Origin of the sequence: Streptomyces sp. NPDC048479 (assembly GCF_040651435.1) — a bacterium.
GTDB lineage: Bacteria > Actinomycetota > Actinomycetes > Streptomycetales > Streptomycetaceae > Streptomyces.
The window spans coordinates 200,664-227,570 of record NZ_JBEZKA010000014.1; the positions used below are offsets into that span (position 1 = coordinate 200,664).

Consider the following 26,907-nt stretch of genomic DNA (forward strand, 5'->3'; position numbering starts at 1 on the left):
GAAACGCGCGTCGCCGCCTGCGGTGAGGAGACGTCCTCACCGCAGGCGGCGACGTGGTTCCAGGAGGGTCAGCCCTGCTGCGCGATCAGGCTCGTGGGCCGCAAATCGGTCCAGTTGGCCTCCACGTAGGCGAGGCAGGCGTCCCGGGTGTCCTCACCGAAGACGGTCCGCCACCCCGCCGGCACCTCGGCGAAGGACGGCCACAGCGAGTGCTGTTTCTCGTCGTTGGTCAGGACCTTGAAGCGGCCCTGCGGGTCCTCGAACGGGTTGGTGGTCATGCGTTCTCACTCCTCATGGACATTACGGTGAACAGCTCCGAGAGCGGCTGTTCCGGGTCGGCTGCCACCTTCCGCAGCAGCACCTGAAGTTCGTCGGCGAGTCGGCGCGCCTTGGCGCGGCCGAGCAGCTCGGTGGCGTGGATCAGCTCGCAGTGCACGGGCCCGTCGCCGCGCGGCTCGTAGAAGCTGAGCGTCAGCTCCGCCTTCGCCGAGCCGGTGGGCACGGCGTGGAACGAGCCCATGCCGCCCTCGAGTTCGTCGAGGTCGGCCTGCTCATGGTGGATCACCATGACCTGCGGTCCCTCCGGGGGCAGTCCGGTCACCCGTACGACCTCGTCGAACGGCACGTCCTGCCGGTCCAGGGCGCCGAGCGTCGTCTCCCGCACCCGGGTCAGCAGCTCCGTGAAGGTCGGGTCCCCCGCGGTGTCGGTGCGCAGCACCACGGTGTTGAAGAAGCAGCCGACCAGGTCGGCCAGTTGGTCGTCGGCGCGGCCGGCGACCATGGTGCCGATGGGCAGGTCGGTGCCCGCACCGTGGGCGGTGAGCAGTGCCGACAGCGCCGAGTGCAGGACCATGAACATGCTGGTGCCGGTCGCCCGGGCGAGCTTGTCCACGTCGGCGTGGAGGTGCTCGTCGAGCACGAATCCGACGTAGTCACCACCACTGCCGGGCAGGCCGGGTGCGGCCGGACGCGGCCGGTCCGTCGGCAGCGCCAGCTCCCGCGGTAGGTCCTTCAGCGTCTGCCGCCAGTACGCGAGCTGCCGCCCGCCCAGGCTGTCGGGGTCGGCGAGATCGCCGAGCACCTCGTGTGCCCAGTGGGTGTAGTCGGCGTATGTGACCGGCAGTGGCTCCCACCCGGGCTCCCGGCCGACCGTCCTGGCCTGGTACGCCGTGGTGAGGTCGCGGAACAGGGGCACCACGGACCATTCGTCCACGGCGAGGTAGTGCATGGTCAGCAGTACCGCCTGCGTGCCGTCCGAGCCGGTGAGCAGCCGGACCCGCAGGGGGGGTTCCTGCGACAGGTCCGGGGCCTGCGCGGCGAGTTCGGCGAGCCGTGCGTCCAGGTCGACGCACTGCTCCCGCTCCAGGGCCGGGGGCTGCGCGGCCTGCTGGTGAACGGCTCCGTCCCGTTCGGTGAAGACGGTGCGCAGCGGCTCGTGCCGTGCCACCACGTCGCCAAGCGCGGCCGCGAGCGCGTCGGCTTCCAGCCCTCCGGGCGAGCGCAGCACAAGTGCGTGGTCGAAGCCGGAGTGCCGTCGGTATGACGACCACTGCCACCGCTGTACGGGGGCGACCGGCAGCGGAGCACCCTCCACGTGCTCGACCGGGCGCAGCGGCGGCCGGGCGGCCGACGCTCCCTCGAGCTTGGCGGAGATACCGGCGACGGTCAGCGCGTCGAAGACGTCCCGGATGCTCAGTTCGACCCCGAACTCGGAGCTGATCCGGCCGAGCAGCCGCATCGAGGCCATCGAATGGCCGCCCAGCGCGAAGAAGTTGTCGTGGATACCCACGTCTTCCAGCTTCAGGATCTCGCCGAACAGCTCGGCCAGGCGGGCCTGCGTTTCGGTGGCCGGGCGGGCGTCACCGGTCATCCCGGACCAGTCCGGTGCGGGCAGCGCCTTCCGGTCCAGCTTGCCGTTGGGGGTCAGCGGCAGCGGGCCGTCCAGCGGCACCACAAGGGCGGGCACCATGTACTCGGGCAACAGCCCGGCGACGTGCGTACGCAGCGCCTGCGGGTCGAGCTCCCCGCTCTGGGGGCCGCTCTCCGGGACGGCGTAGGCCACAAGACGCACGATGTCGCCCACACGGTCGGGCACCACGGCGGCCTGGCTGACCGCCGGGTGGCCGGCGAGCGCCGCCTCGATCTCGCCGAGCTCGATGCGGAAACCGCGGATCTTCACCTGGTTGTCGACCCGGCCGAGGAAGTCGATGTTGCCGTCGGTGCGCCAGCGGGCGCGGTCACCGGTGCGGTACATCCGGCTGCCGGGCGGGCCGAACGGGTCGGCGACGAACCGCTCGGAGGTCAGTGCGGACTTGCCGAGGTAGCCGCGGGCGAGCCCGCGTCCGGACACGTACAGCTCGCCCACCACGCCCTGTGGGACCGGGCGCAGGCTGGCGTCCAGCACGTAGCAGACCGTGTTGGGGTCCGGCCGGCCGATCGGCACGCGCCCGGTGGGCCGTCCTCCCCCTGGCCTTCGGCTGGGGGAACCCCCAGCCTGCCGGGCGGGCCACAGCGTGGAGTTGACCGTCGCCTCGGTGAGCCCGTACGCGCAGATCAGATTCGCCGTGGCGCCGAAGCGGTCGAACAGGTCCGGCGGCACGGTCTCGGTGCCCACCAGGATGGTCGACCCTTCGGGCAGCTCGCAGCCCGCCGGCAGCGCCGACACGAGGGACGGCGGAAGAATCATGTGGGTGATCCGCTGGTCCGCGAGGAAGTCGGTGAGCGCCGGTCCGGCGACGCGTGCCTCGTCGGATATGAGCACGAGCCGGCCGCCGTGGCACAGCGCCATCGACAGTTCGAACACGAAGACGTCGAAGCCGATCGAGGCGAACTGCAGTACGCGGCTGTCGCGTTCCAGGCCCATCCGGTCGACCGCGGTGGCGACCAGACTGGAGATGCCTTCGTGCGGGACGACCACGCCCTTGGGCCGGCCGGTCGAACCGGACGTGTAGATCACGTACGCGGCCTGGTCCAGGCTCACCGGCAGACCATCCACCTCGGACTCTGCCGGCCGGTCGAGTTCAGCCGTGGCCTGCGGTGCGTCGAGCAGCACCGTCGGTACGCCCGCCACTTCGGGGATCTTCCCTGCCACCTGCTCGGTGCCGACGACGAGGGCGGCCCTGGAGTCCTCGATCATGTAGGCCAGCCGGTCGGCCGGGTGGACCAGATCGAGCGGCAGGAAGGCTGCGCCGAGCTTGAGCGCGGCGAGCACGGTCGCGACCATGTCGGCCGACCGGGGCATGGCCACGCCGACCACGCTCTCGGCGCCCACCCCGCGCGCGGCCAGCAGCCGTGCGATCCGGTTGGATCGGGCGTCCAGCTGTGCGTAGCTCACCGACCTGGACCGCTCTACGACGGCAACAGCGTCGGGCCGCTCGGCAAGTCGCTGGGCGAACAGGGCCGGCAGCGAGGACTCGTCGACCACCCGCTCGGTGGCGTTGAAGCCTTCCAGGACCAGCTGCCGCTCGTCGGCAGCGAGTACATCCGCCCGGGAGACCGGGGCTTCCGGTTCGGTGACCACCGCCGTGACCAGTCGCCTCAGGCGGTCGCCGAGCCGCTCGGCGGTCTCCTGGTCGAACAGCTCGGTGGCGAACTCCAGGCGGCAGCTGAGCGCGCCCTCGTCCCCGCCGGCGCCGACCTGCTCGCTGAAGCTGAACACGAGGTCGAACTTGGCCGACTTGATCCGGAACGGCACGTACTCCACACCGAGCCCGGGCAGCTCCAGCTCGTCGCCCGTGCGGTTGTGGTAACCGACCATCACCTGGAACAGCGGGTTGCGGGCGAGCGAGCGCGTCGGGTTCAGCTTCTCGACGACGGACTCGAACGGCACGTCCGCGTGGGAGAACGCGGCCAGGTCGGTGTCGCGGACCCGCGCCAACAGTTCGGTGAAGCTCGGATCGCCGCTGAGGTCGGTCCGCAGTACGAGTGTGTTGACGAAGAAGCCGACCAGATCGTCGAGCGCCTCGTCACTCCGCCCGGCGATGGGCGAGCCGAGGGGGACGTCCGTACCGGCGCCCATGCGGTGGAGCAGCGCGGCGACTGCCGCGTGCACCACCATGAACATGCTGGCGCCGCTCTCCCGGGACAGCCGCTTCAGCCCCTGGTAGACCGCGGTGTCGAAGTCGATGTCGAGCTCGGCTCCGGAGAAGGCCGGCCGGGCGGGCCGGGGCCGGTCGGCCGGCAACTCGATCTCCTCGGGAGCCCCCTGAAGCGTCGTACGCCAGTACTCCAGCTGGCGGGCGGCCAGGCTCTGCTGGTCGGCCTGGTCACCGAGCAGCCGCTGCTGCCACAGCGCGTAGTCGGCGTACTGAACGGGCAGCGGCTCCCACTCCGGCGCCGAGCCGGACCGGCGGGCGGCGTAGGCGGTGGCCAGGTCGCGCAGGAAGGGCCGGTCCGACCACTCGTCGGTGGTGATGTGGTGCAGCAACAGGACCACGACGTGGTCCTCGGGCGCCACCTCGACGATGGTCGCCCGCAGCGGCAGCTCTGCGGCGAGATCGAACGGACGGTTGATGGCGGCGTCGACGATGCCGGCCACCTCGTCCTCGCCGGCGCGGACGCACTCCACCACCGGGTGCGCCTGCCCGATGGGCAGAACGCGCTGGAACGCCTGGCCGTCGCGCTCGGCGAAAACCGTGCGCAGCGCTTCGTGACGTACCGTCACATCGGCCAGCGCCGCCCGCCACGCGTCCACATCGAGGGTGCCGCGCAGCCGCATCACCAGCGGGAAGTTATAGGCGGCCGAGGTGCACTCGATCTGCTGGATGACCCACAGCCGCTGCTGGGCGTGGGACAGCGGAAGCTCGGCGGGCCGCTCGCCGGCCGTCAGCGTCGGTCGGTCGGCGGTGGGCGAGCCGGTCGCACGCTCCACCAGCTCGGCGACGGTAGGCGCCTCGAACAGGTCGCGGATCGCCAGCTCCGCCTTCAGCGCGGTGCGGGCGCGGCTGATCAGCCTGGTGGCCAGCAGCGAGTGGCCGCCGAGCTCGAAGAAGTTGCTGTCGATTCCTACGCTGCCCTCGGCGAGTCCGAGGACTTCGGCGAAGAGCGCGCAGAGCGTCTCCTCCTGCGGCGACCTGGGCGGGCGGCTGGTGCTCGGCCCTGCGAAGTCCGGGGCGGGCAGGGCCTTGACATCGAGCTTGCCGTTGACGGTCAGCGGAAGTGTCTCCACCGCCACCAGCGCGGCGGGGAGCATGTAGTCGGGCAGGCCGGCCTTCAGGTGCTCGCGCAGCCGCTGGAGCAGCGCGCCATCCTGTGCTTCACCCTCCTCGAGTACGACATAGCCGACCAGGCGCTTCGTCCCGGCGGTCTCCGCCACGACGACCGCGGCGTGCGCGACCTCGGGGTGCGCGGACAGGACCGAGGAGATCTCGCCCAGTTCGATCCGGTATCCGCGGATCTTGACCTGGTCGTCGGTACGGCCGAGGAAGTCGATGAGGCCGTCCGGGCGCTGCCGGACGAGGTCGCCGGTGCGGTACATCCGCTCGCCGGGGGCACCGAACGGGTCGACGACGAACCGCTCCGCCGTCAGGCCGGGCCGGTTGTGGTAGCCACGGGCGAGGCCGGTTCCAGCGATGTACAGCTCGCCGGGGCAGCCCGGCGGGACGGGGCGCAGCATCGCGTCGAGCACATGGGCCCGGGTGTTACGGATGGGCATACCGACCGTCGGAGTCGGGCTGTCCGTGGTGGAACCGCCGAGCGTGTTGATCGTGTACTCGGTCGGCCCGTACAGGTTGTAGCCGTACGTGCCCTCGGTGCGGCGCAGTCGCGTCCACACCGTGTCGGACACGGCCTCGCCGCCGAGCAGGACGAGTGCGGGCCGGTGCTTGCCTGCGGACTCGTCCTGGTCGAGCAGGCCCTCCTCGATCAGCAGCTGGGCATAGGTGGGCGTCACGTTGACCACGTCGACGCGGTGCTCGTCGCAGTACGCCACAAGGGCTTCGGCGTCGCGGCGCAGCTCCTCGTCGCAGACATGGACCTCGTGCCCCTCGACGAGCCAGAGCAGCTCCTCCCAGGACATGTCGAAGGCGAAGGAGACGGTGTGTGCGATGCGCAGCCGTCGTCCACCCGCCGAGGCGATCGCCGGGTCGAAGATTTCCTTCTGGTGATTGAGCTGCATGTTCGTCAACCCGCGGTACGGGGTGACGACGCCCTTGGGCTTGCCGGTCGAGCCGGAGGTGTAGATGACGTAGGCGGGGTACTCCAGCCGGTTCTCCACACCGTGCGCGAACGCGGGCCGCTCGGCGTCCGTGACCTCCCCTGACGGGAGACCGGCGAGCTCTGCGGCCACACCCGGGTCGTCCAGCAGGAGTTCGGGGGCGAGGGCTGTCTCCTCCCCTCGCAGCGTCGGGGCGACCGCCGTCGTGGACAGCAGGCACAGGGGCCCGGTGTCCTCGACCATCAGGCGCAGGCGGTCGGCGGGGTGGTCGAGGTCGAGGGGCAGGTAGGCGGCGCCGGTGCGCAGCACGGCGAACAGCGCCACGACCATCCCGATCGAGCGCGGCAGCGCCAGTGCCACCGCCTGCTCGGGTCCCGCGCCACGGGCGAGCAGCAGCCGGGCGAGCCGGTTGATCTGCGCGTCCAGCTCCACGTAGGTGAGTGCGCGCTCGCCGAACACCAGCGCCACGGCGTCCGGGGTACGGGCGACCTGTGCCGCGAGCATGTCGGCGACGGTCTCGTTCGGCACGGAGTCACGGCTGTCCGCCCACTCGGCGGCGAGGGCTTCCCGCTCGCTGGTCAGCAGCAGGTCCAGGGAACCGACGCGCGCCGACAGATCGCCGATCAGGCGTTCCACGAGCGTGCCGAAGCGCTCCAGCGTGGCTGCGGCCTGCTCGTCGTCGACCAGGTCCGGGCGGTACTCCAGCTTCGCCTGAACGACCTCGGCCGGGTTGACGATCAGGGTCATGGGGTAGTGGGTGGCGTCCACGCTGCCCACGCCGGTGATGCCGTGACGCTCGGTCAGTTGCCGGAACGCGCCTTCGTCGGCGAAGTTCTGGAGTACGTACAGGGTGTCGAAGAGGGTGTTGTGGCCGCCGGCCCGCTGCAGCTCGGCCAGGCCGAGGTACTCGTGGTCCATCAGCGCGACCCGCTCGGACTGCATACGGCGCAGCAGATCCGCTACCGGCTCGTCGGGGTCGAACGTGACCCGCAGGGGCACCGTGTTGAGGAACATGCCGATCGCCGTGTCCACACCGGACACGTCCGCAGGCCGTCCGGCGACCGTGGCACCGAATACCACGTCGTCACGGCCCACGGTCGCGGACAGGACGAGCGCCCACGCGGCGGACAACACCGTGTTGATCGTCAGTCCGTGCTCACGGGCGGATGCCCGCAGGCGGTCACTGAGCTCCGGGGAGAGATCGAAGGTACGCCGCCGCGGGATCGTCGGCTCGTCCCCTCGGTTCCGCGCCACCAGCGTGGGCTCGTCGAGTCCGGCCAGGGCGTGGCGCCACGTTTCACGGGCCGCGTCGAAGTCCTGCTCGGCGAGCCAGCTCAGATAGTCACGGTAGCTGCCGGGTACGGGCAGCGCGGTGTCGTCGCCCGCCGCGGCGTAGAGCCCCAGCAGTTCGTCGAGGAACACGGACTGCGACCAGCCGTCCCAGGCCACCAGGTGGTGGCTGAGCATCAGACGGTCGGTGTTCTCGGTGAGCCGGATCAGCTTGAGCCGGAACAGCGGGGGCGCGGCCAGGTCGAACCGCTCCCGTCGGCCGGCCTCGGCGATCTCGGCGAGGCGTACCTGCCGCTGCTGCTCGCTCAGGCCGGTCAGATCCACCTCGGTCAGTGGCACCGGCACGTCGGCCGCGGAAGAGACGAACTGCACGGGACCGGGCAGGCCGTCACTGGTGATACCGGCGCACAGGCTCGGGTGCCTGCGCAGCAGCGTCGCGCAGGCCGTGCGGAGCCGCTCGGCGTCAAGGCGGTGGTCGAAGTCGAAGGTGTCCTGCGCGGTGTAGACGTCCAGCGCGGAGGTGTCGTAGCTGGCGTGGAAGTGGATGCCTTCCTGCAGCGGTGACAGCGGCCAGATGTCGGCGACGGTCACCGGGCTGACGCGCTCGACCAGGTCGATGTCGGCCTGGGTGAGCTGGACCAGCGGCACGTCCGACGGCGTGAGAGCCCGTGCCGCCGGGCCGGACTGCGACGCCTGCGCGATGAGTTCGCACAGTGCCACCGCCCACTCGCGGCCGAGCGCCTGTACGTCCTCCTCGGTCAGCGCGTCGCCCGCCGGCCAGGTCCAGGTGGCGCGCAGCTCGGGGCCGTGGGGGGTATCGGCGCACACCGCGTTGACCTGAAGCGGGTACGGCATGGCCAGGTCGGCGTCGGGTTCCACGGACAGTGCGTCGGTCTCGGCCGCGGGCGCCCAGTCACGGATCTGCTCGGCGGGGAGCCGGCCGAAGTAGTTGAACAGCACCTGGGCGCTGGACAGTTGGGTGAAGACGGGCGCGAGCTGCGGGTTGAGGTAGCGCAGCATGCCGTACCCAGCGCCCGAATCCGGTGCCGACCGCACGGACTCCTTGACCAACTTGAGCACGTCAAGTGCGCCGTCGGCGGCGGGGAGCCGTACGGGATGCAGGCTGGTGAACCAGCCCACGGTGCGCGACAGGTCCATGTCGGCCCCGTCGCGTCCGTGCCGTTCGAGATCCACCAGCAGGTCGCCGTCCTGCTCGCCGTCCCGCTCGCCGCGCCAGCGCGACACTGCGAGGCGCAGTGCGGTGAGCAGGACTTCGGTGACATCGGCTCCGGCTGTGGCGGGTACCGCCGTGAGCAGCGCCTGGGTGTCCTCGGCGGACAGGGACACGACGTGTTCCCGCGCCGAACCGGCTGTTCCGGTACGGGTGGCACCGGCGACCAGTTCGGCTCCCGGCGCCAGGGTCTTTGCCCAGTACGGCAGTTCGGCCTGCCGCTGCGGTGAGGTCGCCTGCTCGGCGACGTCCCGTGCGAACCGCCGCAGTGACGAGGGCACCGGCTCCAGGACAGGCCGCTCCCCCTGCGAGACGGCGTCCCACGCGGCGGCGAGGTCGCCGAGCAGCACACGCCAGGACACGCCGTCGATCGCCAGGTGGTGGACGACGAGCAGCAGTCGGCCCGGCCGGTCGCCGCCGGCGTCGAGCCAGACCGCCTGCAGCATGGTGCCACCATCAGGATCGAGCCGGGAGGCCGCACCGTCGGACTCGTCGGCGATCACCGTGCGGAGTCCGACGTCGTCGAGGTCACGTACATCGACGCGCCGCAGCAGCGCAGCCGCGTCCACCGAACCCACGGCAAGCGTCCGGGCCGACCACAGCGCGGGAATCGCCGGACCCAGATCCATGCGGGAGAGCGTGAGCCGCAGACCGTCGTGGTGGTCCAGGATCGCTTGCAGGACCCGCGTCAGAGAGTCGGTGTCGGCTGCGGCGGGTGCCTGGAGCAGCATCGACAGGTTGAAGCGGTTGACCGTTCCGCCGTCCTCGCGGAGCTGGTGGACGATGGGCAGCAGCGACACGTCGCCCACACCGTCGGAATCGGCAACGACCGCGGGTGCCGCGGCCTCCTGCGTGCCGACGACGGTGGCCGCCAGCGCGGCCGGCGTGCGGTGTTCGAATACGTCGCGCGGGCTGATCGCCAGGCCGGCCTTGCGGGCGCGGCCGGAGACCGACATGGACAGGATGCTGTCCCCGCCGAGCACGAAGAAGTCCTCGTCCGCGTCGACCCCGTCGATCCCGAGCACGTCGGCGAAGATCGCGCAGAGCTGCCGCTCGCAGCCCTCGCGCGCCGTACGTCCCTGCCGCCTGCTCCGGACCTCGGGGGCGGGAAGGGCCTTGTGGTCGATCTTCCCGCCCGGGGTCAACGGCAGCGCGTCGAGTTCCACGAAGTGGCTGGGAACCATGGGCGCGGGCAGCGAACCGCTGAGCGTGCTCCGTACGGCGGCGACATCCAGAGCCGCTCCGGTAGCGGGGACCAGGTAGGCCACCAGCCGCTTGACTCCACGGTCGTCTTCCCGGGCCACGACCACCACGTCACCGATGGCCGGCTCATCGCGCAACCGTGCCTCGATTTCCCCGAGTTCCACCCGGTTTCCCCTGATCTTGACCTGGTGGTCGGTGCGCCCGAGGTAGGTGAGCACACCGTCTCCACTGAACTGGACCATGTCTCCGGTGCGGTACATCCGCTCCCCCGGCCCGCCGTACGGATCGGCGACGAAGCGCTCCGCGCTCAGCGCGGTGCGTCCGTGGTAACCGCGGGCCAGTTGCGCGCCCGCGATGTAGAGCTCGCCGGACTCCCCCTCCGCAACGGGGCGGAGGTACCGGTCGAGTACGTAGAGCCGGGTGTTCCACACCGGACGCCCGATGGGTACGGTGCCCTGCTCACCCGCTTCGGAGCCCGAATCCCAGCTGGTCACCTGGATGACGGCCTCAGTCGGCCCGTACACGTTGAACAGGGGCACCCCGGTGCGCTCCCGCCAGCGCCGCGCGAGCGGAACCGGCAGCGCCTCTCCCCCGCTGAACGCCCTGCGCAGGCTCGCCCACCACTGACCGGCTTCTTCCTCCGCGAGCAGCGCGCCGTACAGGGACGGCACCAGATCGACGTTGGTGACCTGCTCGCGGCGGATGAGCTCGGCAAGATACGCCGGATTGCGGTGGCCGTCCGGCCTGGCGATCACGACGGTCCCACCAGTCAGCAGCGGAGCGAAGATCTCCTGCACCGACGGGTCGAAGCTGGTCGAGTACTGGTGCAGCACTCGCTCGCCCGGACCGAATCCGAACTGCTCGGCCGTCCAGGCCAACTGGCCGACGACCGCTCGATGCGTCACCACAACGCCCTTGGGCCGACCGGTCGACCCCGAGGTGTACATCAGATACGCGGCGTTGTCCGGATGGACGAGTACGGTGCCGCGCGCGGCGGGAGCCGGATCAGCTGCCCCGTCGTGGCCCTCGCCGAGGAGGACCCGTGTCACGTCTGCCAGTTCGGGCAGGCGCGCCCAGGACTCCTCGGTGGCGACGACCGTTCGTGCCCCGGAGTCGGCGAGCATGTAGCGAACCCGGTCGGCCGGGTAGTCGACGTCGACCGGCAGATAGGCCGCACCCGCCTTGAGCACACCGAGCAGGGCGACCAGCGTCTCGGCCGAGCGGGGAACAGCGACGGCCACGATGGACTCGGGGCCCACGCCTTGGGCCGACAGCCGGTGGGCCAGTGCCTCGGCCCGCTCGTCCAGTTGGCCATAGGTCGTCCGCTCGCCGTCGTGGTTCAGAGCGGTCGCGTCAGGGGTGCGGCGGACCTGCTCGGCGAATGCTCCGTGCACCGTGCCGGTGGGCAACGCGTGTTCCGCTCCGGTCAGGCGGTCGAGCGTGCTCCGCCGCTCTTCGGCCGACTGCGCGGCCAACTGCGCGACCGGGAGCCGGGGGTCGGCGATCACCTGGTCGAGCAGCGCCCGCAGCCGGGTGACGAACCGCTCTGCAGCCGTGGCGTCCAACCGGGAGGGGTCGTGTTCGAGCCGCAGCTCAAGTCGCTCACCGGGGAGCACGGTGAGCGCGAGCGGGTAGTGCACCGCGTCGCGGATGTGCGATCCGACGATGCGGACCTGGCCCGCCGGATCGGTCGGCTCGCCCGCCTCGGGCACGTTCTCCACCACGACCAGCGCGTCGAACAGTTCGCCCCGGCCGACGGCCCGCTGGATGCCCGCGAGTCCGAGGTGCTGGTGGTCCAGCAGGTCGGCCTGGGCGTCCTGGAACCCCGCCAGGAGCTCGGCGACCGGTTGCTCCGGACGCCACCGCAGCCGGGTGGGCACGGTGTTGATCAGCAGGCCGACCAGCTCTTCGATGCCCTCGACGGCGGCCTGCCGTCCGGAGACCGTGGACCCGAAGACCAGGTCCTGGGAGCCGACCACATCACCGAGCACCAGGCCGAACCCGCCCTGCACGATGGTGCTCAGGGTCAGCCCGAGCTGCCGGGCCCGAGCCGTGAGCGCCGTCGTGGCCTCCGCGGAGAGCTCAAGGGTGATCCCGCCTGCCTCGGCAGGGCTCGCGTCCCCGGCACGGACGGGCAGCCCGGCCGGGGCGTCGAGGCCCGCCAACGCGTCGCGCCACGCGCCGAGCGCCGGCTCCCGGTCACGGCCGGCGAGCCACCCCGCGTACGCCCGGTAGGTCGCCATCGACGTGACCGGCGCGGACGGTTCAGCCGAGGCGCCGGGGCGGTAGCCGTCCAGTAGTTCACGCATGATGAGCGAAACCGACCAGCCGTCCACGACGATGTGATGCATGGTCAGCACCAGCAGGGACCGCTCAGCGCTGAGCCGGATCAGCGCGGCCCGCATCAGCGGCGGGACTCCGAGGTCGAATCGCTCCGCCCGCTCCGCCGTCGTGACCTCGTCGGCGGCCGTGGACTGCTCTGCCGCGTCGAGTTCCGACAGGTCGGCGTAGCGCCACGGCAGCTCGACACGCTCGCCGATGAGCTGCACGATCTGACCGTCCGAGCGCTGGCGGAAGGCGGCCCGCAGCAGTGGATGGCGGTCGAGCAGCCGCTGCGTGGCTGCCCGCAGGGCCTCGGCGTCCACGTCACCGGCGAGTTCGAGGGTGTCCTGCACGGCGTAGCCGTCCGACCCGCCCTCGTCGACGGCGGCATGGAAGAAGAAGCCTTCCTGCAGCGGAGTGGCCGGTACGACGTCGAGGAGATCCGGGACGGCGGATTCGAACTCGGCACGCTCGGCATCGGTCAGCGGGACCAGGGAGAACGGCTCGGGCACCGCACCGGAATCACGTGGCGGCGTGTCCGCACCGTCAGTGATGCGCGCGAGGGCCGCCACCGTACGGTGCCGGAACACGTCGCGCGGGGTGATCGCCAGTCCGCCGGCACGGGCGCGGGAGACCAGCTGGATGGCGACGATGCTGTCTCCGCCGAGTTCGAAGAAGCTGTCGTGGACGCCCACCGACGGAAGGTCGAGGAGCTCGGCGAACAGCGCGGCGAGAGCCGCCTCGGCCGGCGTCGTCGGCTTGGCGTCACCGGTCATCGCCGTCCACTGCGGCTCGGGCAGCGCCCGGGTGTCGAGCTTTCCGTTGGGCGTGAGCGGCAGAGGTCCGTCCAGTACGACGAGGGCCGACGGCACCATGTAGTCCGGCAGCGCCTCCGCCGCCTGTACCCGCGCCGCCGCAACGGAAGCGTCGGCATCCGCGCCGCCGTCACCCACCAGATAGGCGACGAGGCGCTTCACACCCCGGTGGTCCTCCCGTACGAGGACGGCGGCCTGGGCGATACCCGGGCAGGCCATGAACGCGCTCTCGATCTCGCCCGGCTCGATCCTGTGACCGCGGACCTTGAGCTGTCCGTCCGCGCGGCCGAGGAACTCCAGGTTGCCGTCGGCACTCCAGCGCACCCGGTCGCCCGTGCGGTACATCCGCGCACCCGACGGCCCGAACGGGTCGGCGACAAACCGCTCCGAGGTCAGCCCGTGCCTGCCCAGGTAGCCGCGGGCCAGGCCGCGCCCGCCGACGTACAACTCGCCCTCGACACCCACAGGAACCGGACGCAGCGCCGAATCGAGCACGTAGGCACGCGTATTGGGGTCGGGTCGGCCGATCGGTGCCGGGCCCTGCCAGTCCGGCTCGGCGAGCCACAGCGTCGAGTTGACCGTCGCCTCTGTCAGGCCGTAGGCGACGACGACCCGCAGCCGCCCGCCCCAGCGGGCGATCAGCTCGCTCGGCACCGCCTCGGTGCCGACCACGAGCACCGCGCCCTCGGGCAGCTCACAGTCCTGCGGCAGCGCCGAGACGAGCGACGGCGGCAGGATCATGTGGGTGGCCAGGTGCTCCTCGATGTAATCCGTCAGGGCGGGCCCGGCGACCCGACGCTCGGTGGGGACGATGATGATCCGACCGCCGACGCACAGCGACATGATCAGGTCCCAGACCGTCACATCGAAGCCGACCGAGGCGAACTGCACGACGCGGCTGTCCGCGTCGATACCGATTCGGTCCGTGGCGGTGGCGACCAGGCTGCCGACCCCGTCGTGCGAGACCACAACGCCCTTCGGGCGGCCGGTGGAGCCCGACGTGTAGATGACGTACGCGGCCTGGTCCAGGGCGATCGGCAGGCCGGGGTCCGAGTCGTCCAACGCGGCGTATTCGGCGGCCACGGACGGGTCGTCGAGCAGGACGTGCTCGACGCCGGGTGCCTCCGGGAGTTCGCCGGCCGGCTCGCGCATGGTAACGACGGTCCGCGCGCCGGCGTCGGACAGCATGTAGGCAATCCGGTCCTGGGGGTGGTCGGCGTCCAGCGGCAGATATGCCGCTCCCGCCTTCATCACCGCCAGCAGTGAGACCACCAGCTCGGGCGAGCGGGGCACGGCCACGGCGACGACGTGCTCCTCGCGCACGCCCCGGGCGATCAGGAGGCGGGCGAGGCGGTTCGCGGCGGCGTTGAGCTCGGCGTAGGACAGTTCCCGGTCCTCGTACACGAGCGCGACGGCATCCGGCGAACGGCGCACCTGCCGCTCGAACGCGGCGGGCCAGGACAGTTCGGGCACCTCGCGTGGCGCGGCTCCGAACGCGTCGAGCAGCTGGGCCCGCTCCGCACCGGACGTCAGCTCGATGTGGCCGATGGGGCGGTCCATTCCCTCGACAAGGGCATCCAGCAGCATGAGGAAGCGGCGCTTGTGGTCGTCCAGCGTCCGCCGGTCGCACACGTCCGCGTCCGCGTCGAAGTGGATACGGATGCTCTCGCCCGCCCGGGACTCGTCGACGGTGACCGCCAGGTCGCTGACCGGGCCGAGCCAACCGGGCTTGAGGTCGGCCTCGTGATCGCCGAAGCGCAGCCCCTCGCCGCCGGGCAGGATGTTGACCGTGGGGCCGACGAGTTCCGGTACGCCGTCGACCAGCCCCAGGTCCCTCGCCAGGTCCTCGGCACGGTAGCGGCCGTGCTCGACCGTCCGGGCGATCGCGCATCGCACCGCCTCCACGAGCTCGGAGCCGGTCATGCCCCCGCGGACGGCGACACGCAGCGGGAGCACATTGGACACCATGCCGGGGACATCCCCCGACTCGGCGCCTTGCCGGGCGGTGACCGGCAGGCCGAGCACCAGGTCCTGCTCGCCGGTGGCACGGTGAAGGTAGACGGCCACGGCCGCCACCAGCAGGCGGGACAGGCGACTGCCCGCGCCCGCCGCGGCGACCCGCAGCCGGGCGGTGTCCTGTGGTGACAGCTCCGCCGTGCGCCGCAGGCGCCGCGTCATCTGCGCCGACGCGCGCTCGACAAGGCGTACGGGCTCCGGCCGGTCGGCCAGTCGGCTCAGCCAGTACGCGCGATCCGTCTGGTACTGCTCGGACGCACGGTACGCCCGGTCGGAGTCCACCAGCCGGGACAGCGCCCATTCGGTGTCACCGGCCGCCTCACCGGCGGTGTAGAGCTCACCGGCCCGGTTGGTGATCAAAGCGATGCCTGTGCCATCGATGACGATGTGGTGGTAGCGCTGGTACCAGAGGACGCGGTCGTCGGCGAGCCGGAGCAGTGCCTGGGCGAACAGCGGACCGCGCTCGAGGTCGGCGGGCCGGTCGCGGTCTGCTTCCGTCCACTCCGCGGCAGCGCCTTCGGGATCCGGTTCGTGCCGCAGGTCGACAGTGGGGACGTCGACGGGGAACCGCATGGGCGTCTGGCGTGGTTCCCCGTCCTCGGCACTGACGCTCACGTGCAGGGACTCGGCCTCCTCGACGGCGTGCTGCACCGAGGCGGCCAGGCGGTCGATGTCGATGTCGCCGCGCAGTTCCAGGACGAACGAGATGTTGTAGGCCGAGCTGTCCGGCTCGATCTGCTGGGCAAGCCAGATGCCGGATTGCCCACCAGTGACGGGCATCCCGGCAGCGGATGTCCGGTCCGACTCGGCGTCAAACATCGTCGAAGGGCCTTTCCCTGGTTGTGCGTCAGTGATGAGTAGTTACTTGGCGTCAGCCAGAAGCGGCACGATCACGTCGATGGCGTACGGCACTTCCGGCACCGTGCGCGTCACGCCCGCCCTGCGGGGACGGCCACCGGGCAGGCGCGACCGTGAGAGGTCGCCGCACAGGAAGGAGCTGCGCTCTCCGCTTCTACTTGATGGCCTCAAGCATCGGCACAACCTGGTCAATGGCGTACGGGATGCTCAGCACGGTGTTGAAGGACAGCGCGGCGCCGATGTCCGGGCTGTCGTACGGCAGGAACAGGTCCCGCTTCTCCTGGTGGACCTTGGTCTTCTTGTAGAGCGGATCGGCCTTCATGGCCTTCTCCGTCTCAGGGGTGCCCAGCCACACCGTCCGGTCGGCCTCCATGACGTCGAGGCGCTCCGAGCTGAGGTCCGCGATGTTCTCCTTGCCCAGCGCCTTGCGGTACGTCTCGGACGTGGTGAAGCCCATCTCGGACAGGAAGATGACCTTCGGGTCCTTGGGCGAGAACGCGGAGAACTTGCCCGGCTCGTAGGGCTCGCCGACGGTGACCGTCTTGCCCTTCCACTCGGGGTGCTTGTCGCGGACGGCCTTGAAGCGCGCGTCGATGCCGGCGATCAGCTTCTCGGTCTCGGCGTCCTTGCCCAGCGCCTTGCCGATCTGCTTGGTCATGTCCTGCCATGGCGCCTGGTAGTCCTCGTGGCCCTTGGGCTGGGCGACCACCTTGGCGATCTTGGACAGCGTCTCGTACTGCTCCTTCTTCATGCCGGAGTACTGAGCGACGATCAGATCCGGCTTGAGCGCCGCGATCTTCTCCATGTTGTACTCATCACGCTCACCCACGATCTGCGGCGGCGTGGAACCCCACAGCTCCTTGGCCCACGGCCACTTGCCGTACGGCTTCTCCTTGAACCAGTCGACCGAACCGACCGGCTTGACCCCGAGCGCCAGCACCGCGTCCTGGTCGGACAGGCCGAGGGTGACGACCTTCTTCGGCTCCGCATCGATGGTCGTGCTGCCGTACTTGTGCTCGATGGTGACCGGGAATGCCGCGGACTTGGCGCTCGCCCCCTCGGACGGCTTGGACTCGGTCTTCTCGGCCCCGCCCCCACAGGCGGTCAGGGCGAACGCGGCGACAGCGGCGACGGCCACGCGGGGGATGTTTCTGACGATCCTCGTCAGCGCGGGGCGTGTACCAGTGGACACGGTGTTTCCTTTCACGGGGTTTCACAGGGCGTGCCACACCCGCCCGGCACGATTCGGCCACCGGGCAGGCTCGACTGTGGGGGGAGGCTGGACTAGAGGGGGGTGCCGATCTCGTCGGCCGTCTGCCGGGCCTGGCCGGAGGCGGGCTCCTGGCTCCGGTCCACGATCGACTCCAGGATCTCGCCCACCCTGATCGCGGTGTTCGACAGCAGGGACGACGTGATGCCATGCGTGTGCTCGGTGCCGCCCTGCAGGTAGATTCCGCACCGCAGTTCGGCATCGGTCGCGACGCGGTAGTCGCGCTCGACGCGGACGCGTCCGTCGTCGTCACGGTGGCAGTGCTCCCCGACCTCGCCCAGGAGCCCGAGGGCGTCGGCGGGCCGGTAGCCGGTGGCGTAGACCACCACATCGGCGTCCAGTGGAGTCTTCTCTCCGGTGACCAGCGACTCGACCGTCGTACGGACCTTGTCCGGGGTCTCGACGACGTCGGTGAGCCGGGACACGTTGAGGAACCGAAGGCGCTCGGTGCCCAGGACCTTCTCCTGATACGCCTGGCGGTACAGGTCGTCGATCAGGTCGATGTCCACCACGGCGTAGTTGGTGTTGCCGTGGTAGTTCATCAGCTTGTGCTTGATCTCGTCAGGGGCCGTGAAGTACTCGTCGACCGCTTCGGGGTCGAAGATCCGGTTGGCGAAGCTGCTGTCGTCGGCGGGGCTGTAGCCATAACGGGAGAAGACGGCGCAGACCTCCGCCTCGGGGAAACGGCGGTGCAGGAAGGCCACGTTCTCCGCGGCGCTCTGCCCGGCCCCGACCACGATGAAGCGGGACGGCTGGGCGTCATCCAGGCCATCCACCCGTGCCAGCAGGTCGGAGTTGTGCCAGATCCGGTCCGTCCGGTCGACGCCCTGAGGCATCTGCGGCCGCAGACCCGTGCCGATCACGAGGTTGCGTGCCCGGTGGACCACCACCTCCGACCCCGACCGGGCCGTCACATCGACGTACTCCACCACTCCGTCGCGTACGACGGGCCGCACGGCGACGACCTCGTGCCCATAGGACACCATGTCGTCCACCTGGGCCGCGGCCCACTCGAAGTAGTCGTGGAACTCAACCCGCAGCGGGAAGAGGCTCTTGCCGTTGACGAAGTCGACCAGCCGCCCCTTGCTCTGCAGGTAGCACAGGAAGCTGAACTCACTCGACGGATTCCGAAGCGTCACCAGGTCCTTGAGGAAGGACACTTGCATGGTCGCGTCGTCGATCAGCATGCCGCGGTGCCAGCCGAAGCGCGGTTGCCGCTCGAAGAAGTGAGCAGTGACCGCCTCCTGCCTGCCGACGCGTGCGTTGTGCTCGCTGAGCGCTATCGCCATGGCCACATTGGACGGCCCGAAGCCGATTCCTATGAGGTCGTGGATCGGTGGTGCGTCGTCAGGAAGAGCCTGTGACATGTCACTCCCATCGTGCGGGGCAGCCGCTTGTCAGGCGTTTGGGGAAAGCGGGAGCAGGGCACACCGAGGAGCGGCGGCCGAGCGGAACTTAGGTAAAGCTAACCTCATCTGGCAGGCCTGTCGACGGGGCAAAACGGACAAGCGGTGGGTCATGGATGCAAACACAGCCCAAAATCTTGCCTCGTTGCGCGCTTAGGTAAGGCTTGCTTTACTTATGCGCCGGTCCATCGCCACACTGAGGAGGAACCCCATGCGGGTCGTCATGTTCGGTTATCAGACCTGGGGGCACCGCACCCTGCAAGCTCTCCTGGACTCCGAGCACGACGTGGTGACGGTCGTGACGCACCCCAAGAGTGAGCACGCATACGAGAAGATCTGGAGCGACTCCGTCGCCGACCTCGCCGAACAGCACGGCGTTCCCGTACTGATCCGCAACCGCCCTGACGACGAGGAGCTGTTCGCCGCCCTCAAGGAGTCCGCCCCCGACATCATCGTGGCGAACAACTGGCGGACGTGGATCCCTCCGCGCATCTTCGACCTCCCCCGCCACGGCACGCTGAACGTGCACGACTCGCAGCTGCCCAAGTACGCGGGCTTCTCCCCGCTGATCTGGGCTCTGATCAACGGCGAGCGTGAAGTGGGCGTCACCGCGCACATGATGGACGAGGAGCTCGACGCCGGCGACATCGTGGTTCAGCGCGCCGTGGCGGTCGAGCCGACGGACACGGCCACCGACCTGTTCCACAAGACGGTCGACCTCATCGCCCCGGTCACGGTCGGCGCACTCGGCCGCATCGCCGCCGGCGAGACCGAGTTCACCAAGCAGGACCGGTCTCAGGCCAGCTTCTTCCACAAGCGGTCCGCCGAGGACATCCGCATCGACTGGAGCTGGCCGGCCGAAGACCTCGAACGTCTGGTGCGCGCCCAGTCGGCTCCGTATCCGAGCGCCTTCACCTACCACAAGGGCAAGCGCCTCGAGATCCTGGCGGCGGTCGTGTCCGAAGGACGCTACGGCGGCACGCCCGGCCGCATCTTCTACCGCGAGGGCGACGGCGTGGTGATCGTCGCCGGAGCCGACGCCCGCAACGGCCGCAACCACGGCCTCGCCATCACCCGCATACGCACCGAGGACGGCGAGGAGATTCCCGCGACCGACTACTTCCGCTCCATGGGTGGCTACCTCACCAGCCGTCCTTGAGACCAGGGGATCAACACCCATGCATAAAGTGCGTACGGCACGGCCGCGCCACTACCTCATGTGCCGGCCCACCCACTTCGACGTGGTCTACTCCATCAACCCTTGGATGGACCCGAAGAAGCCCGTCGACACCCAACTGGCCATCACCCAGCGGGAACAGTTGCGCGAGGTTTACCTGAGCCTCGGCCACACCGTCGAGACGATCGACCCGCTGCCCGGCCTGCCCGACATGGCCTTCGCCGCCAACGGCGCCACCGTCATTGACGGACGGGCCCTCGTGGCGCGCTTCCGCAACGCCGAGCGCACCGGCGAGGCCCCGGCCTACCACGACTGACTGCGCGACCACGGATTCAGATCCCTGCGCACCGCCCGCTACGTCAACGAGGGCGAGGGGGACTACCTCGTCACAGACAACTGGCTGCTGGCGGGCACCGGCTTCCGCAGCGACCCGCGCTCGCACACCGAGGCCCAGGAGTTGCGGTCCGTCGAGGACAGCCGCATCGACTGGAACCTGCCCGCCGAAGGCCTCGTACGCCTCGTGCGCGCCCGGTCCCACGCCGGCCCGAGCGCCGACACCCACCACATCGGCAAGCGCCTCGAATTCCTGGCCGCCACTGTCTCCGAAGGCCGATACAGCGGCACCCCGGGCCGCATCTTCTACCGCGAGGACGACGAAGTGGTGATCGTCGCCGGAGCCGACGCCCACATCAGCCGCACCACGGCCTCGCCATCACCGCATACGCACCGAGGAGGGCGAGGAAATGCCTGCGGTCGACTACTTCCGTTCAAGAGGCGGCTACGTCACCACCCACAACTGCCCGAAGGCGCCTGCCTTCGCCGCGGGAGGGCAGGGCAAGCGCCTGTGTCGGCAGCATGGACCTGCGGCCCCCGGCAGCTCAGCCCTCGGGTCAGTTCTCCGGCCGCTCGCTCGTGGGAACCGGCTGCGGCCCTCCGGGCGGCGACGAGGTCACGGCCGACTCGGCGACCCGCGCCGACGAGGGCAGAAGCAGGCAGCGGCGAGCAGTGCCTGTGCCCCACAGGCCCTTCGGGCGGGCTCGGGTGATCACTCCGATATTCGCTTGGCATGGCCTTTGCGGGATGGCAAGGATGCCCCATGGAAGACCACCTCAACGCCCAAGGATTCCCCCGCCAATTCGCCCGCACCAGGCGCTTCTCGCTCGGTGTCCCGCAGCGGTTCACGGTCTCGCCGGACGGTGCGCGCGTGCTGTTCGTACGCAGCACGGGCGGCACGGACCCGGTGAGCCGACTGTGGCTGTACGAGGCGGGCGAGGAGCGGATACTCGCCGACCCGCCAACGCTCGGCGGCTCCACGGAGGAGGAGATTCCGGAGGCGGAGAAGGTCCGCAGGGAACGCGCCAGGGAGATGTCGTCGGGTGTGGTGGCGTACGCGACCGACCGGGAGGCCCGGGTCGTTGCCTTCGCACTGGGCGGTGAGCTCTGGGTCGTCCGCACGGACGGCGGAGAACCGCACAGGATCGCGCCCGCCGGACCGGTGGTGGACCCGCGCCCCGCCCCGGACGGTGCCTCGATCGCTTACGTCACCGGCGGCGCCCTCCATGTCGTACGGACCGACGGGACGGACGACCGGCTGCTGGCCGCGCCGGAGGGGCCCGAGGTGACCTATGGGCTTTCCGACCATGTCTCGGCGGAGTCGATCGGACGGTCGCGAGGCTACTGGTGGTCGCCGGACAGCGACGCGTTGCTGGTCGCGCGGGTCGACAACTCGCCGGTGCAGCGCCGGTACATCGCGGACCCGGCGAATCCGACGAAGCCGCCGCGGTCGATGCCGTATCCGGCGGCGGGGACGGCGAACGCGAAGGTGTCACTGCACATCGTCCGGCCGGAAGGCGAGCGGGTTGGGGTAAAGATCCCGGCCGCCGCGAACGAGCACCACTTCCCCGCGGCGTGGACCGACCCCGCCTTCGAGTACGTCACCACAGCAGGCTGGGACAGCCACGGCCCCCTGATCTCCGTGCAGACCCGCGACCAGCGCTCGGAGTACATCCTGACCGTGGACCCCGGAACCGGGGCGACGGAACTGCAGCACCACGCCCGCGACCACATCTGGCTGTCGCTGCTGCCCGGCACCCCGGTTCGCCTCCCGTCGGGCACGCCCGTCATCCCGTGGTGCCGGGACGATACACAGGGCCTGCGTATCGGGAGCACCCCCACCCCCGCCGGACTCCAGGTCCGTGAGGTCCTCGGCGCGGTCGGGGAGCGGGTCTTCTTCACCGCCGGCGAGGAGCCGACCGAGACCCACGTCTGGTCGTACGACTCCGCCGCCGGCTTCGTCCGTGTCAGCGCGGGGCCGGGCGTCCACACCGCCGCGGTCGGCGGCGACACGGTCGTGCTGAGCAGCAGGACGGACGACGGGCAGTCCGTGACCGTGCTGCACGACGGAGTGCCGGCCGGGCAGATCGCCGTGCTCGCCGAGGAGCCCCGGATCGTGCCGTGCCCAGTCTTCCTCACGCTCGGCGAGCGTCAGTTGCGCAGCCAGCTGTATCTCCCGTCCTGGTACGAGCCCGGCTCCGGCAAGCTGCCGGTACTCCTCAATCCGTACTCCGGGCACGGGATCCAGCTGGTGGTGCGGGCACGCGGCTGGTGGACGGCCGTCTCCCAGTGGTTCGCCGAGCAGGGCTTCGCCGTGCTGGTCACGGACGGCCGCGGCACTCCCGGCCGCGGCCGCGAGTGGGAGAAGTCCGTGTACGGCGACCGGCTGACGCCCGTCCTCGAGGACCAGATCGACGCGCTGCGCGAGGCAGCCGCCCACCACTCCGAGCTGAATCTGGACGCGGTGGCGATCCGCGGCTGGTCGTACGGCGGCTATCTCGCGGCCGGTGCCGTGCTGCGCCACCCCGAGGTCTTCCACGCGGCGATCGCGGGCGGCGCCCCGACCGACCGCCGGCTCTACGACACGCACTGGGAGGAGCGGTTCCTCGGCCACCCGGACGTGACGCCCGAGACCTACGAACGCTGCTCACTCGTCGCACACGCCCACAAGTTGACCCGCCCGCTGCTGCTGGTGCACGGCATCGCCGACGACAATGTGACTGTCGCCCATATGCTGCGCTTCTCCTCCGCGCTGCTTGCCGCGGGCCGACCGCACAGTGTGCTCCCGCTCTCCGGAGCGACCCATATGGTCACCCAGGAAGACACAGCCAGCAATCTTCTGTCACTCGAGGTCGACTTCCTCAAGAAATCCTTGAGAATTTGAACATCTCGCCTCCGCTCCCCGTACCACGTCACGAACCGGCCGACGAGGCCGGCCGTTGAAAGGGAGCCAGCATGACCGGATCGCAGGGGCCCGCGCGGACCGTCGCCCGCCGTACCGTCGTCGCCGCGGTGGGCGGAGCCGGTCTCGCCGTCGCGCTGACCGCGTGCGGCGGCTCGGACGACGGCGGGCAGACGGTTGGCGAGAAGCCGGCCGGCGGCGAAGCAGGCGGGGACGTCGCCGGCAAGGTTCTCGCCAAGACCACGGACATACCCGAGGGCGGCGGCAAGGTCATCGGCGATGTGGTGGTCACTCAGCCGAAGCCGGGCGAGTTCAAGGCGTTCTCGTCCAAGTGCACCCATCAGGGCTGCGCGGTGAAGGACGTCTCCAACGGCGCTATCCACTGCCCGTGCCACGGCAGCCAGTTCGACGCGGCGGACGGCAGCGTCAAGACCGGGCCGGCCACTTCCCCGCTGCCCGCCGCGTCGATCACCGTCGACGGAGGCTCGATCAAGCTCGTGTGATGCGGCGCGACCGTTTCCAGCAGGCGAGCACATCGTCGGTGGTGGTGATCGTGGCAACCAGTGCGAGCGTGTTACGGATCATCGCGGGGGTGTAGTCGGCGGGGACCCCCGCAATGGCGTCGCCGGGAACGACCGCCGTATAGCCGAGGTTGACGGCGTCGAAGACGGCGTTGGGGATGGCGATGTTCGCCGAGACGCCTGTGATCAGCAGGCTGCGGCAGCCGAGATTGCGCAGCAGGGCGTCGACGTCGGTGCCGGCGAGGGGCGAGAGGCCGTGCAGTCTCCGTACGACGAGGTCCTCGTCCGCGACCTCTATCGGCGCCACGACACGGACGGCCGTCGTGCCGGAGTGTTGCTGGACGGGCAGCCGCCCGGCAGCCCGGAAAAGCCGAGCGTTGTGGTTGGCGCCTCGCCCGTCGGGCCGCCGCTCGGCGACGGCGTGCAGCACCTGTACACCGGCTTCATGAGCGCCCGCGACCAGACGTGACACATTGAGGAGCGCGCCGGACGAGCGGGCCACAGCGGCGAGTTCGGGCAGGGCGCTGTCCTTGCCGACGACACCCTGCTGGCACTCGACGGTGAGCAGCACCGTGCTGGTCGGGTCCAGCTGTTCCGCTAGCTGTTCGAAGGACGGCACAGCTCCCCCTCATGTCACTGGAACTCTCGCTGGGACTGGGACTGGGACTGGGCGCGCGACAGTAACGGCCATTGCGTGATGAAGGAAGAGCCCCCATGATTTCTGACACTTAGTCAGCCATAGGGAGGGGGCCGCTCATGGCCGTCACACAGCGCCGGGGCCGTCGCATCATGATGACGCCCGGCGAGCTTGACGAGTTCCTGGCCGAGCAGCGCACCTGCCGGGTGGCCACCGTCTCCGCGGACGGCCGTCCGCATGTGGGCGCACTGTGGTTCGCCTGGGACGGGACCTCACTGTGGCTGTACTCCATCACGCGCAGCCGCCGCTGGGCCGAACTGCGGCACAACCCACAGCTCGCCGTCGTGGTCGACGACGGCGAGGAGTACGGCGAGCTGCGCGGCGTCGAGCTCTCCGGCACCGCCGTCTTCGTCGGCGAGGCCCCGCGTACGGGTGAGCCGTGCCCCGAACTGGAAGTGTCGGAAAGGCTGTTCGCACGGAAGAACTTCGACATGGACGAGATGCCGCACGACGGCAGGCACGCCTGGCTGCGGCTGACTCCCGACGCGATCGCGTCCTGGGACTTCAGGAAGCTGTCGGCCCTCTGATCTGCCTCACGCAGCCGACTCGCGGGATTCCCCGGATCCCTCGGATCCGCCCGATCAGGCCGATCAGGCCGACCCGTCGGATCCAGCCGAGCCGTCGGATCCAACCGAACCGTCGGATCCAACCGAACCGAAATCGGATCCCTCCGCAGCCGAAGCGGCAGCCTCGCGCAGCGCCTCGACCGCCGCCCGGATCGACGGGCGGCGGTCCGCGTCGGCCCGCCACACCGCGTAGATATGCCTGCGCATCCGCTGTCGCACGGGTACCAGCCGCACACCCTCAGGCACCCAGCCCCGCCCGAGCCTGGGCGTGACGCACACCCCGAGCCCCGCCTCGATGAGCGCCAGCTGCGTATGGTGCTCCTCCGCCATATGCGCGATCCGCGGTTCGAAGCCCTTCGAGCGCAGCGTGAACATCAGCCAGTCGTAACAGAATTCGCCTTCCGGCCAGGACACCCAGTCGTCGTCGGCGAACTCCTCGAGATCCACCTCCGCCCGGCCCGCCAGAGGATGATCCGCGGGCATGGCCACATCAGGAACGTCATCGAGGAGATGGACCTGCGCGAGCCCGCCCGACACGGGCAGCCGCCTGTTGCTCCAGTCGAGCACGACCGCGAGGTCGAGGTCCCCTCTGACCACCTCTCTGATCGCCCGCTCCGGCTCCACCTCGCGTGAGCGGACGCGCAGTTCGGGGTGGGCTGCGCGCAAAGAGGTCATTGCCGCCGGGAAGAGCCCGCGGGCGGCGGTCGGGAAGGCGCCCACTCTCACCTCGCCGACCGCCTCTCCTCGCTGCGCCTCGATATCGGACTGCGCAAGCTCGACCTGGGACAGGATGCGCGCGGCATGGTCGGCGAGCAGCCGGCCGGCGTCGGTGAGGCGAACGCCGCGCCCATTCTTCGCCAGCAGCTGCTGGCCCACCTCCCGCTCGAGCTTCGCCATCTGCTGGGAGACCGCCGAGGTCGTCACATGCAAACCGTCGGCCGCTCCGCTCACCGAGCCGTGGCGGGCCAGCGCATCGAGGGTCCGCAGGCGCTCCAGATTCAACATGTAAGCGATGCTACGTGAACAGCTCAAACAATTCTCGCTTGTCCTACGAGGTTGAAGCCGCGATGGTGGACGGCATGAGCACCGCCGTCCCCTCCCGGACCTCCTCGGCCCCCGCGCGCACACCCGTCGGCCCCGTACACAGCCGACGAACCCTCGACTGGCGCATCAGGTTCGCGGTGCTCTCGACCGTCTGGGGCTTCAGCTTCCTGCTCATCAAGGTCGGCACCGGGGCGTACGCGCCCTTTCAGGTCACCTTCGGCCGGCTCCTCTTCGGTACGGCGGTGCTGGCCGTCGCCATGGTGGTGCGACGGGAACGGCTGCCGCGCGGGATTCGCACCTGGATGCATCTCGCCGTCGCCGCGTTCCTCCTCAACGCCCTGCCGTTCTCACTCTTCGCCTACTCCGAGCTGACGATCCCCTCGACGCTGGCCGGCATCTGCAACGCCACCTCACCGCTGTGGGGCATGGCCCTGTCCATGGTCGCGCTCTCCGAGGACCGGCCCACGCGCCGCCGGGTGGCCGGACTCGGCATCGGCTTCCTCGGCGTGCTGACCGTACTCGGCGCCTGGCAGGGCTTCTCCGGGCTCGACCTCACCGGCACGGCGATGGCCCTGCTCGCCTCACTGAGCTATCCGATCGGCTGGATCTATGTGCGCCGCACCCTGGCCGGCAGCAGCAACTCCAACCTCTCCCTGACCGGCGCCCAGCTGTTCCTCGCGACGGTCCAACTCGCGGTGGTAACGCCGCTGTTCACCACATTGCCGACGTCCATGCCGTTCGTCCCGCTGCTCGCGGTGATCGCACTCGGTGCCCTGGGCACCGGCTTCGCGCTGCTCCTCCAGTACGGCCTGGTCGCCGAGGTCGGCCCGACGACCGCGCAGATGGTCACCTACTTCATCCCGGTCATCGCCACGGCGGCCGGCGTCGCGGTCCTGGACGAGCAGCTGGGCTGGAACACCCCGGTGGGCGCGCTGATCGTCCTCGCGGGCGCGGCGCTCACCCAGAGCCGCCCGAAGGCGCCCGCACCTGCCGTTCAGCCGTAACTGCGCGCCGGCGCCGGGCCGGTCGCCGCCCCCTCCGGAGGGCGTCGGCTGAGCCGGGGGGATGAAGGGCGAGTAGTTGTCGGCCTTGATGAAGAAGG

At 70.2% G+C, this 26,907-nt stretch carries 12 protein-coding genes and 1 pseudogene; 7 read left to right on the top strand and 6 right to left on the bottom strand.

All coding sequences use genetic code 11. The features are described 5' to 3' along the window. Window positions 1-68 precede the first annotated feature (68 nt). The 4 genes from AB0D12_RS22800 to AB0D12_RS22815 form a co-directional block, all read right to left on the bottom strand. Window positions 69-278, bottom strand: coding sequence for an MbtH family protein (locus AB0D12_RS22800; RefSeq protein WP_362685732.1), 210 nt, complete (start codon window positions 276-278; stop codon window positions 69-71). Next, complete coding sequence (locus tag AB0D12_RS22805) at window positions 275-15,811, bottom strand: amino acid adenylation domain-containing protein (RefSeq protein WP_362685735.1); 15,537 nt, start codon at window positions 15,809-15,811, stop codon at window positions 275-277. The genes AB0D12_RS22800 and AB0D12_RS22805 overlap by 4 nt, the downstream gene beginning before the upstream one ends. 232 nt (window positions 15,812-16,043) lie before the next feature. Then, window positions 16,044-17,081: an iron-siderophore ABC transporter substrate-binding protein gene (locus tag AB0D12_RS22810; protein WP_362685738.1), complete on the bottom strand. Its 1,038-nt coding sequence runs from the start codon at window positions 17,079-17,081 to the stop codon at window positions 16,044-16,046. A 92-nt stretch (window positions 17,082-17,173) separates the two neighbouring features. Continuing rightward, window positions 17,174-18,526, bottom strand: a complete 1,353-nt coding sequence (locus AB0D12_RS22815; RefSeq protein WP_362685741.1) for a lysine N(6)-hydroxylase/L-ornithine N(5)-oxygenase family protein — start codon at window positions 18,524-18,526, stop codon at window positions 17,174-17,176. Between the two features lie 250 nt (window positions 18,527-18,776). On the opposite strand from AB0D12_RS22815, the gene AB0D12_RS22820 reads away from it, so the two are divergent. The 5 genes and pseudogenes from AB0D12_RS22820 to AB0D12_RS22840 all read left to right on the top strand — a co-directional run bounded on the left by AB0D12_RS22820 (window position 18,777) and on the right by AB0D12_RS22840 (window position 23,480). Continuing rightward, a complete protein-coding gene (locus AB0D12_RS22820) occupies window positions 18,777-19,724 on the top strand; it encodes a methionyl-tRNA formyltransferase (protein WP_362685743.1) in 948 nt (315 codons plus the stop codon). Between the two features lie 28 nt (window positions 19,725-19,752). Further along, window positions 19,753-20,199 (top strand): annotated as a pseudogene (locus AB0D12_RS22825) (amidinotransferase); the annotation flags it as partial. Window positions 20,200-20,262: 63 nt separating this feature from the next. Then, the gene (locus AB0D12_RS22830; RefSeq protein ID WP_362685799.1) at window positions 20,263-20,787 is read left to right on the top strand and encodes a hypothetical protein; all 525 of its coding nucleotides are present in this window, start codon (window positions 20,263-20,265) and stop codon (window positions 20,785-20,787) included. A gap of 51 nt (window positions 20,788-20,838) precedes the next feature. Further along, on the top strand, window positions 20,839-22,959 hold the full coding sequence (locus tag AB0D12_RS22835; RefSeq protein WP_362685746.1) for a prolyl oligopeptidase family serine peptidase: 2,121 nt from the start codon (window positions 20,839-20,841) through the stop codon (window positions 22,957-22,959). Window positions 22,960-23,030: 71 nt separating this feature from the next. Next, window positions 23,031-23,480, top strand: coding sequence for a Rieske (2Fe-2S) protein (locus AB0D12_RS22840; protein ID WP_362685749.1), 450 nt, complete (start codon window positions 23,031-23,033; stop codon window positions 23,478-23,480). Here the strand turns inward: AB0D12_RS22840 and AB0D12_RS22845 are convergent. Next, on the bottom strand, window positions 23,467-24,117 hold the full coding sequence (locus AB0D12_RS22845) for a cysteine hydrolase (RefSeq protein WP_362685751.1): 651 nt from the start codon (window positions 24,115-24,117) through the stop codon (window positions 23,467-23,469). The two genes, AB0D12_RS22840 and AB0D12_RS22845, sit on opposite strands and share 14 nt — an antisense overlap. A 137-nt stretch (window positions 24,118-24,254) precedes the next feature. Here AB0D12_RS22845 and AB0D12_RS22850 point away from each other — a divergent pair, with 137 nt between their 5' ends. Further along, window positions 24,255-24,722, top strand: coding sequence for a pyridoxamine 5'-phosphate oxidase family protein (locus AB0D12_RS22850; RefSeq protein ID WP_362685754.1), 468 nt, complete (start codon window positions 24,255-24,257; stop codon window positions 24,720-24,722). Window positions 24,723-24,785: 63 nt separating this feature from the next. Here the strand turns inward: AB0D12_RS22850 and AB0D12_RS22855 are convergent, their stop codons facing one another. Continuing rightward, window positions 24,786-25,766 carry a LysR family transcriptional regulator gene (locus AB0D12_RS22855; RefSeq protein WP_362685757.1) on the bottom strand — a complete coding sequence of 327 codons (981 nt, stop codon included), beginning with the start codon at window positions 25,764-25,766 and terminating at the stop codon, window positions 24,786-24,788. 38 nt (window positions 25,767-25,804) lie between these two features. Here AB0D12_RS22855 and AB0D12_RS22860 point away from each other — a divergent pair, with 38 nt between their 5' ends. After that, a complete protein-coding gene (locus AB0D12_RS22860; RefSeq protein ID WP_362685760.1) occupies window positions 25,805-26,809 on the top strand; it encodes a DMT family transporter in 1,005 nt (334 codons plus the stop codon). Window positions 26,810-26,907: the final 98 nt, after the last annotated feature.

Bases quoted from the DNA above. Each gene is read 5' to 3' on its own strand.
- AB0D12_RS22800 (WP_362685732.1), bottom strand. From the start codon at position 278: ATGACCACCAACCCGTTCGAGGACCCGCAGGGCCGCTTCAAGGTCCTG.
- AB0D12_RS22805 (WP_362685735.1), bottom strand. From the start codon at position 15,811: ATGCCCGTCACTGGTGGGCAATCCGGCATCTGGCTTGCCCAGCAGATC.
- AB0D12_RS22815 (WP_362685741.1), bottom strand. From the start codon at position 18,526: ATGTCACAGGCTCTTCCTGACGACGCACCACCGATCCACGACCTCATA.
- AB0D12_RS22820 (WP_362685743.1), top strand. From the start codon at position 18,777: ATGCGGGTCGTCATGTTCGGTTATCAGACCTGGGGGCACCGCACCCTG.
- AB0D12_RS22835 (WP_362685746.1), top strand. From the start codon at position 20,839: ATGGAAGACCACCTCAACGCCCAAGGATTCCCCCGCCAATTCGCCCGC.
- AB0D12_RS22840 (WP_362685749.1), top strand. From the start codon at position 23,031: ATGACCGGATCGCAGGGGCCCGCGCGGACCGTCGCCCGCCGTACCGTC.
- AB0D12_RS22850 (WP_362685754.1), top strand. From the start codon at position 24,255: ATGGCCGTCACACAGCGCCGGGGCCGTCGCATCATGATGACGCCCGGC.
- AB0D12_RS22855 (WP_362685757.1), bottom strand. From the start codon at position 25,766: ATGTTGAATCTGGAGCGCCTGCGGACCCTCGATGCGCTGGCCCGCCAC.